Annotated in this window: 14 protein-coding genes and 1 tRNA gene; 9 read left to right on the plus strand and 6 right to left on the minus strand. The window is 67.7% G+C overall.

The annotated features are described in order from the left end of the window. Window positions 1-80 precede the first annotated feature (80 nt). From ACM0O9_RS17250 to ACM0O9_RS17265, 4 genes are read right to left on the minus strand one after another with little or no spacing between them, the layout of a single operon-like run. A complete protein-coding gene (locus ACM0O9_RS17250) occupies window positions 81-1214 on the minus strand; it encodes a hybrid sensor histidine kinase/response regulator (RefSeq protein ID WP_005416312.1) in 1134 nt (377 codons plus the stop codon). Beyond that, a complete protein-coding gene (locus tag ACM0O9_RS17255) occupies window positions 1211-1786 on the minus strand; it encodes a chemotaxis protein CheB (RefSeq protein WP_049413816.1) in 576 nt (191 codons plus the stop codon). Before ACM0O9_RS17255 ends, ACM0O9_RS17250 begins: the two co-directional genes overlap by 4 nt. Further along, window positions 1786-2610: a CheR family methyltransferase gene (locus ACM0O9_RS17260; protein WP_005416310.1), complete on the minus strand. Its 825-nt coding sequence runs from the start codon at window positions 2608-2610 to the stop codon at window positions 1786-1788. Before ACM0O9_RS17260 ends, ACM0O9_RS17255 begins: the two co-directional genes overlap by 1 nt. Further along, window positions 2607-5714: a response regulator gene (locus tag ACM0O9_RS17265; RefSeq protein ID WP_235649544.1), complete on the minus strand. Its 3108-nt coding sequence runs from the start codon at window positions 5712-5714 to the stop codon at window positions 2607-2609. The genes ACM0O9_RS17260 and ACM0O9_RS17265 overlap by 4 nt, the downstream gene beginning before the upstream one ends. A 151-nt stretch (window positions 5715-5865) precedes the next feature. Between ACM0O9_RS17265 and ACM0O9_RS17270 the strand changes: the two genes are divergently transcribed. After that, window positions 5866-7029, plus strand: a complete 1164-nt coding sequence (locus ACM0O9_RS17270) for a two-component system sensor histidine kinase NtrB (protein ID WP_414603883.1) — start codon at window positions 5866-5868, stop codon at window positions 7027-7029. Next, on the plus strand, window positions 7019-7378 hold the full coding sequence (locus tag ACM0O9_RS17275; protein ID WP_049413819.1) for a response regulator: 360 nt from the start codon (window positions 7019-7021) through the stop codon (window positions 7376-7378). Before ACM0O9_RS17270 ends, ACM0O9_RS17275 begins: the two co-directional genes overlap by 11 nt. A gap of 26 nt (window positions 7379-7404) precedes the next feature. Here the strand turns inward: ACM0O9_RS17275 and ACM0O9_RS17280 are convergent, their stop codons facing one another. Beyond that, entirely contained in the window at window positions 7405-7869 is a 465-nt protein-coding gene (locus ACM0O9_RS17280) for a GNAT family N-acetyltransferase (RefSeq protein WP_414603882.1), read from the minus strand. A 78-nt stretch (window positions 7870-7947) separates the two neighbouring features. Further along, a tRNA-Arg gene (locus tag ACM0O9_RS17285) sits at window positions 7948-8024 on the minus strand. A 182-nt stretch (window positions 8025-8206) separates the two neighbouring features. Between ACM0O9_RS17285 and amaB the strand changes: the two genes are divergently transcribed. The 7 genes from amaB to ACM0O9_RS17320 all read left to right on the plus strand — a co-directional run bounded on the left by amaB (window position 8207) and on the right by ACM0O9_RS17320 (window position 14852). Continuing rightward, complete coding sequence (gene amaB, locus ACM0O9_RS17290) at window positions 8207-9739, plus strand: L-piperidine-6-carboxylate dehydrogenase (RefSeq protein ID WP_005416301.1); 1533 nt, start codon at window positions 8207-8209, stop codon at window positions 9737-9739. Then, window positions 9739-10578, plus strand: coding sequence for an SDR family NAD(P)-dependent oxidoreductase (locus ACM0O9_RS17295; protein ID WP_414603881.1), 840 nt, complete (start codon window positions 9739-9741; stop codon window positions 10576-10578). Before amaB ends, ACM0O9_RS17295 begins: the two co-directional genes overlap by 1 nt. 160 nt (window positions 10579-10738) lie before the next feature. Beyond that, window positions 10739-11023: a DUF4190 domain-containing protein gene (locus ACM0O9_RS17300; protein WP_005413144.1), complete on the plus strand. Its 285-nt coding sequence runs from the start codon at window positions 10739-10741 to the stop codon at window positions 11021-11023. Between the two features lie 4 nt (window positions 11024-11027). Then, entirely contained in the window at window positions 11028-11798 is a 771-nt protein-coding gene (locus ACM0O9_RS17305) for a class I SAM-dependent methyltransferase (protein ID WP_414603880.1), read from the plus strand. An 8-nt stretch (window positions 11799-11806) separates the two neighbouring features. Next, window positions 11807-12862, plus strand: a complete 1056-nt coding sequence (locus tag ACM0O9_RS17310; protein ID WP_061477858.1) for a quinone-dependent dihydroorotate dehydrogenase — start codon at window positions 11807-11809, stop codon at window positions 12860-12862. 8 nt (window positions 12863-12870) lie between these two features. Next, window positions 12871-13932, plus strand: coding sequence for a UDP-N-acetylmuramate dehydrogenase (gene murB / locus ACM0O9_RS17315; protein WP_065177504.1), 1062 nt, complete (start codon window positions 12871-12873; stop codon window positions 13930-13932). Window positions 13933-13964: 32 nt separating this feature from the next. Further along, window positions 13965-14852: a DMT family transporter gene (locus ACM0O9_RS17320; RefSeq protein ID WP_005416295.1), complete on the plus strand. Its 888-nt coding sequence runs from the start codon at window positions 13965-13967 to the stop codon at window positions 14850-14852. Window positions 14853-14885: the final 33 nt, after the last annotated feature.

Raw genomic sequence — 14885 nt, forward strand, 5'->3', positions numbered from 1 at the left:
GCTTCCTTGACAAGATGTACACCCACGGTAGCAGCTGCGGACGAGTCCGTCTCGGTGCCCGCAGGTGTTCCCTGAAGAATTCAGGTAGCGGCCGCCGGCAGCCCCTCTGTGCGCCTCGGCAACCGGGCTTCGAACACCACCTGACCGGCTTCATTGCGCGCTGCGATGTGCCCGCCGTGCGCGCGCACGAACTGATCGACGATATACAGGCCCAACCCCAGGCCATTGCTGGGATGGAAGCTGGCCTTGAACGGCTCGAACAGGCGCGGCAGCAGCGCGTCGTCGATCCGTCCCGCGTTGCTCACCCGCAGCAGCACGCTGCGCGGATCACGGCCGTCCACCTCCACCCTCGCCTCACCGCCATGGGTGAGCGCATTGCCGATCAGGTTGGCGGCAACCTGTCCCAGCCGATCCAGATCACCCTGCAGGCGGGTATCGCCCAGCATATCCAGATGCACCCGTGCGTGGCCGTGGGCGCTGCCCGCTTCGGCCACCACCGCACGCGTGACCTCGGCAAGATCACAGGCGCTGGCCTGCAGGCGCAGCCCGCCGCTGCGGATCCGCGAAAAGTCCAGCAGCTGCTCGACCATGCGCGCCATGCGCAGCGTGCTGGCCTCCAGGTGCTTCAGGGTCTGCTGCGCGCCGTCATTGCCCGCAGGAAGCTCCAGCGCCAGCTTGTCGGCACACAGCAGGATCGCCGACAGCGGCGTGCGCAGATCATGGGTGAGCACCGCCGCCATCGTCTCGTTGAGCTTGAGCGAGCGCTCCAGCGCCTCGTTGCGCGCCTTCAGCAGCTGCCGCTGCTGGTACAGCTCGATGAAGACATTGACCTTGCTCAGGATCACCTGCGGCGCCACCGGCTTGTGCAGGAAGTCGACCGCGCCGGTTTCGTAGCCCTTGAACGCGCGCAGCGGGTCGTCCGGCGAGGCGGTCAGGAAGATGATCGGCACATCCCGGCTGCGGTGTGATCCGCGCATCAGCTCGGCCAGGGTGAAGCCATCGATCTCCGGCATGTGCACGTCCAGCAGCGCCAGCGCCACCTCATGCTCGAGCAGCAGTTCCAGCGCCTGCGCGCCCGAGCCCGCCAGCAGCAGGTTCACGCCTTCGCGCTGCAGCAGCGCCTGCATGGCCACCAGGTTCTGCGGCACGTCATCGACGATCAGCAGGTTGACCGGGGTCTGCGACTGCGCAGGGTCCGGTGGCAGCAGGTTCATGCAAACAACTCCTTCAGGCGACGGCACATCAGTTCGAGGGGCAGCACGGCATCGGCGCCGGCGTGCTGCAGGGCGGAGGCCGGCATCATCGATGCCTCGGCCTCCTCGGGACATTGCAGCCAGGCGCGGCCACCGGCGGCGCGCACCGCGGCCACCCCTTCACTACCATCGCTGCTGGCACCGGTCAGCAGCAGGGCCAGCACCTGCGCGCCGAACACGGCCGCAGCCGACTCGAACAATGGATCGATGGCCGGGCGCGAAAACAGCACCGGCGCGTCCACCGACAACGCCAGCGAACCGGCGTCTTCCACCAGCAGGTGATAGTCCGGTGGCGCAAAGGTCACCGTGCCTGGCTGCAGCGGCTGCTTGTCTTCGGCCTCGCGCACCGGCAGCGCGCAGTACGGCGCCAGCACTTCGGCGATGCGGCTGCTGCGGTCGCGCGGAAGGTGCAGCACGGCCAGCACCGGCGCCGGTAGAGCCGCGGGCAGCGCGCCGAGCACCGCCTGCAGCGCCGCAACCCCACCCGCAGAGGCCCCGATCACCAGCACGGCCGGTCGTGTCGGCAGTGCCATCAGGCAACCTTCCGGTACAGGCGATGCTCCCGCGAGCAGGTCTCGAATGCGCCGTGGTGGCGCCCGAACTGCAGCGACTCCTTGCTGCCCAGGCCAAGGAAGCCGCGATGCACCAGCGCTTCACGGAACAGGCCCACCGCGCGGTCCTGCAGATCGCGGTTGAAATAGATCAGCACATTGCGGCACGACACCAGATGCACCTCGGAGAACACGGTGTCGGTGGCCAGGCTGTGGTCGGCGAACACCACGTTGCGGCGCAGCTGGCGATCGAACACCGCGCCATCGTAGGCCGTGGCGTAGTAGTCGGACAGCGAGGCGGTGCCACCGGCCGCCAGGTAGTTCCGGCTGAACTGGGCCATTCGGTCGATGCCATAGGCGCCGGCCTCGGCGGTGGCCAGGGCTGCCGGATTGATGTCGGTGGCGTAGACGATGCTGCGCTCCAGCAGGCCTTCCTCGTGCAACAGGATCGCCAGCGACCACACTTCCTCGCCGGTACTGCAACCGGCCACCCACAGCTTCACCGACGGGTAGGTGCGCAGCACCGGCACCACCTGCTCGCGCAGCTCGCGGAAATAGGCCGGGTCACGGAACATCTCCGAGACCTGCACGGTGAAGAACTGCATCGCCTGCGCGAACAGGTCCGGCTCGTGCAGCAGGCGGTGCTGCAGGTCGGCCAGCCGCTCGCACTCATAGCGCTGCATGGCCTGGCGGATCCGCCGGCGCAGCGACGACACCGCATAACTGCGGAAATCGTAGTGGTAGCGCTGGTAAAGCGCTTCCAGCAGCACCTTCAGCTCCAGGTCGAACAGGGCCTGCTCGTTCATTGCCGCGAGCACCAGACCCGGCACAGCGAGACGAGCTTGTCGACGTCGATGGGTTTGGCGATGTAGTCGTTGGCGCCGGCCTGCAGGCAGCGCTCACGGTCGTCCGGCATGGCCTTGGCGGTCAGCGCGATGATCGGCAGGTCCTGCAGGTGGCGCTGCGCGCGGATTTCGCGCATCGCAGCAAGGCCATCCTTCTCCGGCATCATGATGTCCATCAGCACCAGGTCGACCTCGCGCTCGGCCAGGCGATCCACCGCTTCCTGGCCATTGCGCGCGATCTCCAGCGTGACGCCGAGGGGTTCGAGCACGCTGGACAGTGCGAAGATGTTGCGAACGTCGTCCTCGGCCAGCAGCACCGTCCGACCGTCGAGCACGGTGTCGCGACGGCGGGCCTCGCGCAGCAGGCGCTGCTGGTCGCTGGGCAGGCTGGCCTCCACGCTGTGCAGGAACAGGGTCACCTCGTCCAGCAGGCGCTCGGGCGAACGCGCGCCCTTGATGATGATGCTCTTGGAATAGCGGCGCAGTCGCTGCTCTTCCTCGCGACTGAGTGCGCGGCCGGTATAGACGATCACCGGCGGGAAACCGACATCGTCGTTGCCGGCCATGTGCTCGAGCAGGTCGTAGCCGCTCCCGTCGGGCAGCGACAGGTCCATCACCATGCAGTCGAACGTGACCGTACTGAGCTGTTCCAGTGCGCTGGCCAGGGTGCCTACAGCGACGATCTGCAGCTGGTCGCGGCCCAGCAACAGTTCCAGGTTGTGGCGCAGCTCGTTGTCGTCCTCCACGATCAGCAGCCGCCGCATGTCGCGCTGGCTGGTCTGTTCCAGCTGTTCGATCGCCGTCACCAGCCGCTCGCGCGTGGTCGGCTTGATCGCGAAACCGATCGCGCCCAGCTCGCGCGCCACCTGGCTGCGGTCCGTGGCCGAGACCACATGCACCGGGATGTGGCGGGTGTCCGGGTTGCGCTTCAGGCGTTCCAGCACGCTCAGGCCCGACACGTCCGGCAGGCCGATATCGAGCAGGATGCCGTTCGGGCGCAGTTCACTGGCCAGGGCCAGCGCCTCTTCCGCCGTGCCCGCTACCACGCAGTCGAAGTCCAGTTCATGGGCCAGCGCCACCAGTGCTTCGGCGAACGTGGCATCGTCCTCGACCGCCAGGATCAGGCGCCCGGCGCGCTGGCGGCGACCGCGGTCGTCGGCTACGCCGGCCATCGCAGTAACCGGCGCTGCTGCGGTCGCAGCGCATACGGGCGCGGCCGGCAGCACGGCCGGCGCCGTCGGCGGCGCTGCCACGGGGACATCGGCAGCGACGGCTGCGCTCGCCGCGGGCGCTCCCTGCAGCGGCAGCTCCAGGATGAAGCAGCTGCCGCGCCCGGGCTCACTGTCGACCTGGATGCCGCCGCCCATGCGCTCGGCCAGATCGCGCGAGATCGACAGGCCCAGGCCGGTACCGCCGTAGCGACGGCGGGTGCTGCCATCGGCCTGGCGGAACGCTTCGAAGATGACATCCAGCTGCTCGCGGGCAATGCCGATGCCGGTGTCACAGACCTCGAACCGGATGCGGCCGTTGCCGCCGGCACGCACGTGCAGGCTGACCTTGCCATGCTCGGTGAACTTCACCGCGTTGGCCAGCAGGTTCTTCAGGATCTGCTGCAGCCGCTGGCTGTCAACCACCATCTGGGTCGGTGCCAGGGCGTCGGCTTCGATCTGCAGGGCCAGGCCCTTCTGCCGCGCCATCGGCTCGAAGGTCTCGCGCAGGCGCTGCAGCGCGCTCTCGACCACCACCACTTCATCGGACAGTTCGACATGGCCGGCCTCGATGCGCGACAGGTCGAGGATGTCGTTGATCAGCGCGAGCAGGTCGTTGTTGGACGACAGGATCGCTCGCGCGTACTTCACCTGTTCCTCGGTCAGCGTGCCGTCCTTGTTGTCGGCCAGCAGCTTGGCCAGGATCAGCGAGCTGTTCAGCGGCGTGCGCAGCTCATGCGACATGTTGGCCAGGAACTCGGACTTGTAGCGCGAGGTCGCCGCCAGCTCGTTGCTGTTGCGCACCAGCTGGCTCTGCGCAACCAGCAGTGCCTGCTTCTGCGCCTCCAGCTCGTGGGTGCGCTCTTCCAGCTGCACGTTGCTCTGTTCCAGCTCAGCCTGCTGTTCTTCCAGGTGGCTCTGCGACTGCAACAGGCTGCGGCTCTGCTCTTCCAGTTCCTCGTTGGCCACGCGCAGCTCTTCCTGCTGGGCCTGCAGCTCCTCGCCCTGGCGCTGCGACTCTTCCAGCAGAACCACCAGCTGCGCACGCAGCAGCGATGCGCGCAGTGCCATGCCGATGGTGTCGGCGCAGCGCTCCAGCAGCTCGCGATCCAGGTCACGCTGTTCACCCGCCCGCGCGCGGCCCAGCTCGATGACACCGACCACCGCACCATCGCTGCTGATCGGCGCCAGGATGCGCTCGCGCACCGGCAGCCGGCCCAGGCTGGTCTGCAGTTCGAGCACGGCAGCATCTTCGCCGTGCAGGTGGCGGATGCGTTCGTCCCGGGCAACCTGCCCGGCCAGTCCTTCGTGCAGGGCCAGCGAGGCCGGCGTCCCAGAGGGCAGCGCCACGCCACCGGTCAGCTGCAGCCGGCCGCCGTCCAGGCGATAGACCGCACCGACCTCTGCATCCAGCTGCCCGGCCAGGCTTACTGCTGCCGCCTCGGCGATCTGCTCCGGCCCGAGGTCACCGCGCAGGCTCATCGCCACCGCGTTCTCGGCCTCCTGCAGCCAGAGCGCGCGCATCGCCTGGCGCCGGGCCTGGATCGCGCGCGAGACGATCAGTGCGATCATCAGGAAGGCGCAGCCACCGACGGTACGGTTGACAAGCGAGAAGGACGAATTGTTGCTGGCTGGCGCAACGTTGAAGCCGATCACCAGCAGGACACAGGCGATCACCGCGACCACGAACGGCGCGCGTGCACTGCGCTGGAACACCGTCACGCCGACCGCGAGGAAGTAGGCCAGCCATACCGCGTAGCCGAGCGGGACGACCAGTTCCAACGCGATGGTCGCGGCCAGCAGCACGGCGGACGTCATCCAGATCCAGCGGTCACGCGTAGTCGCACCAGGACGCATGCAGGTCGGTTCCAGAAGGCAAAGGGTGGAAGATGGTACTCCGTGTCGCATTCAGCCGCACAGGACAAATGGCACGTGTCAGGTGTGCACGCATCCTTCACACTTGAGTGCCTAGCTTCACGTCCCTCACAGGGGTAACACTTATTTACACGTGGACGCAGCCGCCTCTACGACGTCCGTGCTGACGGACCCTTCCCGACAACTGCGACTGCTGATCGACAGCGTGCGCGACCATGCGCTGTACCTGCTTGATCCTGAAGGCATCGTGTGCAGCTGGAACCCGGGCGCCGAACGTATCAAAGGCTATTCAGCCGATGAAGTGGTGGGAACGCACTTCAGCCGCTTCTACCTGGCCGCCGACCGCGAGGCCGGTGAACCGAGGCGCCTGCTTCGCGTGGCAGCGCAGCAGGGTCATGCCGCCAGTGAGGGCTGGCGCGTTCGCCGCGATGGCTCGTCGTTCCGCGCCAGCGTGGTCATCGAACCGGTCGTGGAAGCCGGCGAACTGCTCGGCTTCGTCAAGATCACCCGTGACATCACCGAGCAGTGGCAGGCGCAGCGGCTGCTGCGCGATGCCCAGCGTGCGCTGCGCAATACGCAGCAGTTCGAGACGGTCGGCCGGCTCACTCGCGGCCTCTCACATGAGTTCAACAACCTGCTGACCACCATCGGCAACGCCCTTGACCTGCTGTCGCTGCGTGTCAGCAGTGACGATGCACGCGCAGCCGAGCTGCTGGATGCCGCGCAGGCAGCCACCGACCGCGGCGCGCTGCTGACCCGCCAGCTGCTGGCCTTCAGCACCGGCCAGACCCTGATCCGGGAATCGGTGGACATCAATGCGCTGGTACGACAGTGGCTGCCGGACCTGCAACGCGCCTGCCCGCCCACGGTGGTACTGGAAGCCCATCTCACCCCGGGCCTGCCGCTGGTGAGCACCGATGCGATGCAGCTCCAGACCGCCCTGGCGAACCTGGTGGCCAATGCCGTGGAGGCCACCGCCGATGGCGGCCGCATCCTGATCGGCACCGCGTTGGAACATCGCCTCGACCCGGATGCAGACACCACGCTGCAACGCGGCTATGTCACCCTCAGCGTCTGCGACGAAGGCCACGGCATGGCCGCCGACATCGCCGAGCGGGCCAGCGAGCCCTTCTTCACCACCAAGGACATCGGCAAGGGCAGCGGCCTGGGCCTGAGCCAGGTGTTCGGATTCACTACCCAGAGCGGCGGCTTCGTCGATGTGTCCACCACGCCCGGTGTCGGCACCACGGTCAGCCTGCTGCTCCCCGCAACCGAGGATGCAACCCATGACCGATGACCCGATCCGCGTACTGATGGTGGAGGACCAGAACGATCTGCGCGAGATGATCGGCATGGCCCTGCGCGATTTCGGCATCGAGGTGTCCACCACCGCCGACGGGCATGAAGCCGCTGCGTTGCTGAAGGGCGACGCACGCTTCGACGTGGTGTTCAGCGATGTCAGCATGCCCAATGGCATGTCCGGCATCGAGCTCAGCGAGCACGTCGCGCGTGAGCAGCCGCATGCACGCATGATCCTGTCCTCCGGCTATGCGCGTTCGCAGCTGCCGCCGCTTCCTGAGCAGGTGGAGTTCCTGCCCAAGCCCTATCGCTTGCGCCAGCTGGTTGAACTGCTCAAGCAGGACTGAAGGCGTACCGGCCTGCGTGGCCATGCTCAGCGCCGGGCCTGCTGCATGAACAGCAGCGCCGGCGTGGATGCAGTGTCCACCGGCTCGAAGCCGAGGGTCCGGTACAACGCAAGCGCGGCGGCGTTGTTCCGGTAGACGCGCAGGGTCAGCCGTTGGACAGCATCAGACTGGAACGCCTGCTCGATCAGCGCGTGTACCAACCTCCGCCCGAGACCGCAGCCCCGTGCCTGCGGGGCAACCACCAGACGGCCCAGATGCATCGTACCCGGCTCGGTGCACCAGGCCTGGCCGAAACCCACGCGCTGGCCGCTTTCTGCCAGCAGCAGCCATCCCGGGCGTTCGCGCAGCTGCAATACCTGCTCGAACTGATCGGGCGGCAGTGGATAGGGCACGCCCGGCCCGGCCCAGCGCAACGTGGCTGCGACCGAATCCAGCCACCCGGCGATGAGCGCGTAGTCGTGGGGTTGCACGGGCTGCAGGCGGTGGTCCATGGCGGCCGGATCGCAGGGTGAGGCGCCAGCATATCCGAGTGGCCTCGCGGGCAGCGCGCGGACGTGGCGCCGCGAACATGGTGACCCCGGCCCGATTCGAACGGGCGACCTTCCCCTTAGGAGGGGGACGCTCTATCCAGCTGAGCTACGGGGCCATGCAGCCGGGAAGTTTACAGGCAACGTGCCCTGCCCTCCAAGCATTCATGTTCCACCCGGTTCCCCTGGCGCGTTGCACCATGGCCGGACGGGGCGCTCTGCTACCATCGGCGATTCAGTTCATCGCGTCCCCCACTGCCCGCGATGGCGCCAAACAACGTAACGAAACACAGGAGTCTGCATGTCTTCCGAGCTGCTCAAGTCCCTTGGCCTGGACGCGATCAACGCTGGCACGTACCTGGGCAACGGGGAGTGGTCGAGCGCGACCAGCGGTGAGCTGATCACCCCGGTCAACCCGACCACCGGCGAGCCGATCGCGCAGGTCCGCGCCACCACTGAGGCCGAGTACGAGACCGTCGTCGCCCGCGCCCAGGAAGCCTTCAAGGTCTGGCGTACCACGCCGGCGCCGCGCCGCGGTGAAGCCGTGCGCCTGTGCGGCGAAGCGCTGCGCAGGCACAAGGACGCCCTGGGTTCGCTGGTTGCCCTGGAAATGGGCAAGAGCAAGCCGGAAGGCGATGGCGAGGTGCAGGAGATGATCGACATCGCCGATTTCGCCGTGGGCCAGAGCCGCATGCTGTACGGCTACACCATGCATTCCGAGCGCCCCGGCCACCGCATGTACGAGCAGTACCACCCGCTGGGCCTGGTCGGCATCATCTCGGCCTTCAACTTCCCGGTCGCGGTGTGGAGCTGGAACTCGTTCCTGGCGGCGATCTGTGGCGACGTGTGCATCTGGAAGCCGTCCAACAAGACGCCGCTGACCGCCATCGCCTCGCTGAAGATCTGCAACGATGCCCTGCGCGAAGCGGGCTTCCCGGACATCTTCTTCCTGATCAACGATGCCGGCACCGCGCTGTCGGAAAAGATGGTCGATGACCGCCGCGTGCCGCTGATCAGCTTCACCGGCTCGACCCAGGTCGGCCGCACCGTCAACGAGAAGGTCGCACGCCGCCTCGGCCGCTGCCTGCTGGAACTGGGCGGCAACAACGCGATCATCCTGGACGAAACCGCCGACCTGAAGCTGGCCGTGCCGGGCATCGTGTTCGGTGCGGTCGGCACTGCCGGCCAGCGTTGCACCACCACCCGCCGCCTGATCGTGCACCGCTCGATCTACGCCGACGTGCTGGCCACCCTGGTCAAGGCCTACAAGCAGGTGGAAGGCAAGATCGGCGATCCGACCGATGCCGCCAACCTGATGGGCCCGCTGAACAGCGAAGGCGCCGTGCAGCAGTTCCTCGATGCCATTGCCCAGGCCAAGGCGGCCGGCGGCACCATCGAGACCGGCGGCACCCGCATCGACCGCGCCGGCAACTTCGTGCTGCCTGCAATCGTCACGGGCCTGAAGAACAGCGACGCCGTGGTCCAGCACGAGACCTTCGCACCGATCCTGTACGTGATGCCGTACGACACCCTCGACGAAGCCATCGACATGCAGAACGGCGTGCCCCAGGGCCTGTCGTCCTCGATCTTCACCCAGAACCTGAAGACCGCCGAGAAGTTTCTGTCGGCCGCCGGCAGCGACTGCGGCATCGCCAACATCAACATCGGCACGTCCGGTGCGGAGATCGGCGGCGCCTTCGGTGGCGAGAAGGACACCGGCGGTGGCCGCGAGTCCGGTTCGGATGCCTGGAAGGTCTACATGCGCCGCCAGACCAACACCATCAACTATTCGGATTCGCTGCCGCTGGCGCAGGGCATCAAGTTCGACCTGTGATGGCAAGCGACGCAGACACGTCTGTGGGTCAGAGCCCCTCCGGGGATCTGAGCCATGCCCAGGGTCGGATCCCCGCAGGGGCTCCGATCCTCGATTTCAGCGGCCGCCGCGTGCTCATTGCCGGCGGCAGCAAGGGCATTGGTCGTGAAATGGCACTGGCCTTTGCTGGTGCCGGTGCGCAGGTCTCGGTCTGCGCGCGCGGCCAGGCCGGCCTGGAGGCCCTGCGCACCGATGCACAGGCGCAGGGCACGCCATTGCATGCGTTTTCCACCGATCTGGCCGATCCCGGCCAGATCCAGGCCTGGCTGCAGGCCGCCGCCGATGCCTTCGGCGGCATCGATGTGCTGGTCAACAATGCCACCGGCTACGGCATGGCCGACAATGAGGAGGGCTGGGCCGCGAGCCTGCAGATCGACCTGATGGCGGCGGTGCGTGCCTCACGCCTGGCCCTGCCCTGGCTGCGCGCATCCAGCGATGCCTGCATCCTCAATCTGTCGTCGATTGCCGCGCAGCAGCCGCGCCCCGGTGGCGCGCCCTACGCCGCTGCCAAGGCCGCGCTTTCGCACTACACCACCTCGCAGGCGCTGGCGCTGGCCAAGGACCGGATCCGGGTCAACGCCATCGCACCGGGCTCGATCGAGTTCGATGCCGGGCTCTGGGACCGTCGCCGCGTCGAGGATCCAGCGCTGTACCACGGCACCCTGGCGAAGATCCCGTTCGGTCGCTTTGGCCACCCGCGTGAGATCGCCGACGCCGCCCTGTTCCTGTGCTCGCCACTGGCGCGCTGGGTTACCGGCAGCGTGCTCAACGTGGATGGCGGCCAGGTGTTGATGGGCTGAATTTGTAAAGCCGAGCCCATGCTCGGCTTGCACGCAAGACGCGGTCGATCCCGCATCAGCCCAAGGGGGCAGCCGAGCATGGGCTCGGCTCTACAGGGCACTGCCCATGGGATTGCCCGGGCAGAGGCACTATCATGTGCACACTGCCAAGGAGGACCCGATGAGCGTGGCACCCCGACAGACAAGCGCCCTGGCCGTGGTCAGCCTGGTCATGGGCATCGCCAGCTGGACCGTCCTGCCCTTCGTGGCCAGCATCGTCGCCATCATCACCGGCCACATGGCCCGCGCCGAGATCCGCCGCCGCCCGCATGAACTGGAAGGCGACGGCCTGGCCGTTACCGGCCTGGTGCTGGGCTGGGTCATGGTCGGCGCCGTGCTTGCCGCCATCCTGGTCTTCATCCTGTTCTTCGGCGGCCTGGCATGGCTGGCGGCAGTGTCGAACTGACGCCATGACCGCCTCCGACAGCACTGAACGCTTCAGCAGCCGCGTCGCCGACTACGTCCGCTACCGGCCCGATTATCCGCCCGCCCTGTTGGAGTGGCTGCATGGCCCGATGGGCGTCAGCCGCGAGGCCGTGGTCGCCGACATCGGCGCCGGCACCGGTATTTCCAGTCGCCTGTTTCTGGCCAGCGGTCATCCGCTGGTGGCGGTCGAGCCCAACGCTGCCATGCGCGCCGCCGCCGAACAGTGGCTGGCGCCGCAGTATCCGGACTTCTCCGCTGTCGATGGCCGTGCCGAGGCCACCGGCTTGGAGGACGCCAGCATCGATCTGGTCAGCGTCGCGCAGGCCTTTCACTGGTTCGACACCGTGGCGGTGCGCGCCGAGTGGCAGCGCATCCTGCGCCCCGGTGGCCAGGCACTGATCTACTGGAATTCGCGCCTGCTCGATGCCAGCCCGTTCCTGATCGGCTACGAACAGTTGCTGCTGGACTATGGCACCGACTACACCGCTGTGGCCGAGCGCTACCAGGACGATGCCACCATGCAGGCCTGGTTCGGCCCCGGCCTGCGCGGCAGGGTAGAGCTGCCAAACGTGCAGCATCTGGACTTCGACGCCCTGCGCGGGCGCCTGCTGTCCTCCTCCTACGCACCCCAATCCGGTCATCCCTGCCACGCGGCGATGATCGACGCTCTGCAGGACCTGTTCGCCGCCCATGCGGTGGACGGCCAGGTCGCTTTTGAATATCGAACCCGAGCCTTCCTCGGCACGCTGGACTGAACCGACGCATGTATTCGCTTGCCCGCCCCTTCCTGTTCTCGCTCGACGCCGAGCGCGCCCACGGCCTCGGCCTGTCCGCACTGGACCTGGCCTATCGCACCGGCACCACGCCGCTGCTGGCCGCACGCATCGCGCCGATGCCCAGCACGGTGTTCGGGCTGACCTTCCCCAATCCGGTCGGCCTGGCCGCCGGCCTGGACAAGAACGGCGAGCACATCGATGCACTGTTCGCGCTCGGCTTCGGCTTCGTCGAAATCGGCACCATCACCCCGCGCCCGCAGGCCGGCAATCCGCAACCGCGCCTGTTCCGCCTGCCGGAACACAACGCGATCATCAACCGCATGGGCTTCAACAATGCGGGCGTGGACGCGCTGGTGCGCAACGTCGAGCGCGCGCGCAACCGCCGCGGCCTGCTCGGCATCAACATCGGCAAGAACAAGGACACCCCCAACGAACAGGCCGTGGACGATTACATTGCCTGCCTGGACAAGGTGTACCCGCTGGCCGATTACATCACCGTCAACATCTCCTCGCCCAACACCGCAGGCCTGCGTGAGCTGCAGGAAGAGACCGCGCTGCGCCAGCTGGTCAGCCAGCTGCGCGACCGCCAGGAAGACCTTGCTGCCCGCCACGGCCGACGCGTGCCGATGCTGGTGAAGGTGGCGCCGGACCTCAGCGAACGCGATATCGACGCCGCCGCCCGCGTGCTGGGCGAACTGCAGGTGGACGGCGTGATCGCCACCAACACCACCATCGACCACAGCAAGGTGGCCGGCGATCCGCTGGCCAATGAGGCTGGCGGCCTGTCCGGTGCACCGGTGCTGGAGCAGTCCACGCTGGTGCTGCGCCGCCTGCGCGCGCGCCTGCCCGAATCGGTGCCGCTGGTCGGCGTCGGCGGCATCCTGTCCGGCGCCGATGCGGTAGCCAAGATGGCGGCCGGTGCCGCACTGGTGCAGTGTTACAGCGGCCTGATCTTCCGTGGACCGGCGCTGGTTTCCGAATGCGTCGAGGCGATCCGTCGCCGCCGCGAAGCGCCGAGCCGCGGCGCGGTGGCCCCGCTGTGAGCGCGCCTATGGATACCATCGACGGCAACGCCCCGCTGCGCTGGACGCTCACCCGCAATGCGCCGCTGCAGGCGCTGAATACCTTCCACGTGCAGGCCAGCGCCGCGCAGCTGCTGGAACTGCACGATGCCGCGCTGCTGCCGGAGGTGCTGGCATTGCCCGAGGTGGCCAGCGACCCACTGCTGGTGCTGGGCAGCGGCAGCAACGTTCTGATCGCCGAGGACCTGCCGGGCACCGTACTGGTGTTCGGCAACCGTGACATCAGTTTCCTTGAACACCGCGCCGACCATGCCGTGATCCGTGCCGGCGCCGGCGTGCCGTGGCATGGCCTGGTGATGTGGTCGCTGCAGGAAGGCCTGTCCGGGCTGGAGAACCTGGCGCTGATTCCCGGCACCGCCGGTGCCGCGCCGATCCAGAACATCGGCGCCTATGGCGCGCAGGTCGGCGAGTTCATCCAGGCCGTCGAGGCCTGGGACTGCCAGCAACAGGCCTGGGTACGGCTGGACAACGAACAGTGTGGCTTCGCCTACCGCGACAGCGTGTTCAAGCAGCAACCGGATCGCTACCTGATCACCGCCATCGAACTGAAGCTGCCACTGCTGCACGATCTGCGCATGGACTACGCCGGCATCCGCGAGGAACTGCAGGCACAGGGCGTGGAGCTGCCGAGCGCAGTGGACGTTGCCAATGCCGTGATCGCGATCCGCCGCCGCAAGCTGCCCGACCCGGATGTACTGGGCAACGCCGGCAGCTTCTTCAAGAACCCGGTGCTGCCGCTGGAACAGGTCGACGTGCTGCTGCAGCACTTCCCCGACCTGCCGGTGTTCCCGGCCGAGCAGGACGGCAAGCGCAAGGTCTCGGCGGCATGGATGATCGAGTCCTGCGGCTGGAAGGGCTTCCGCGAAGGCGATGCCGGCGTGGCCCCCAGCCACGCGCTGGTACTGGTCAACCACGGCAATGCCAGCGGTGCTGAGCTGCTGGCGCTGGCGCGCCGCATTTCGGCCTCGGTGCTGGAGAAGTTCGGCGTGCCGATCGAACCGGAGCCCCGCCTGCTCGGCGCACAGTGGTGAACACTCCCGCCCTCTCCCCCAGCGCCGCCCCGATGCGGGCGGCGCTGTTGATGCTCGGCAGTACGATGGCGTTCGGCCTGATGGCGGTCGCGATCCGCTACGCCACCCGGTACGTGCCAACCCAGGAAGTCGCGTTCTTCCGCAATGCCTTCGGCTTGCTGGCGTTGCTGCCGATGCTGCTGCGGCCGGGCCGTGCTCCGCTGAAGACGCAACAGCTGCCGCGCTATTTCGTGCGCAGTGCGATTGGCCTGGGCTCGATGCTGTGCGCGTTCTGGGCACTGGGCCACCTGCCGTTGGCGCAGGCGGTGTCGCTCTCATACTCCACGCCGCTGTTCGTCACCATCGCCGCCGTGCTGTGGCTGGGTGAAACCGTGCGCGTGCGCCGCTGGGCCGCGGTCGTGGTCGGCTTCATCGGTGTGCTGGTGATCGTGCGACCCGGTACCGCCGGCTTCACCGCGGGCAGCCTGGTCGCCGTGGCCGCCGCAGTGCTCAGTTCGCTGGTGGCGATCCAGATCAAGCAGCTCACCCGCGTCGACAGCGCCGATACCGTGGTGCTCTACACCTACGTGTTCTGGGTGCCGCTGTCGCTGGTTCCGGCGCTGTTCGTCTGGGTCTGGCCGAGCGGCATGGCCTGGCTGTGGCTGCTGGCCACCGGCGTGCTCGGCACCATCGGCCAGCTGTTGTGGACGCGGGCGCTGCGCCTGGGTGAAGTCTCGGCGCTGACCCCGATCAGCTTCCTGCAGCTGCCGCTGGTGACGCTGTTCGGCTGGCTGCTGTTCAACGAAAGCGTGGACCGCTGGACGATCATCGGCGCCGGCATCATCCTCGCCGCCAACGCCTACATTGCCCACCGCGAGGCCGTGCTGTCGCGCCGCGCCGCCAGCGCAGCCGCCTCATCAGCGGCGAAGCCCGCCGAGTAAATCCGCGCCACGCGTGGATGACGCTGCACTCCT

Source organism: Stenotrophomonas sp. FR012, from assembly GCF_047520565.2.
Classification (GTDB): Bacteria; Pseudomonadota; Gammaproteobacteria; order Xanthomonadales; family Xanthomonadaceae; genus Stenotrophomonas; species Stenotrophomonas sepilia.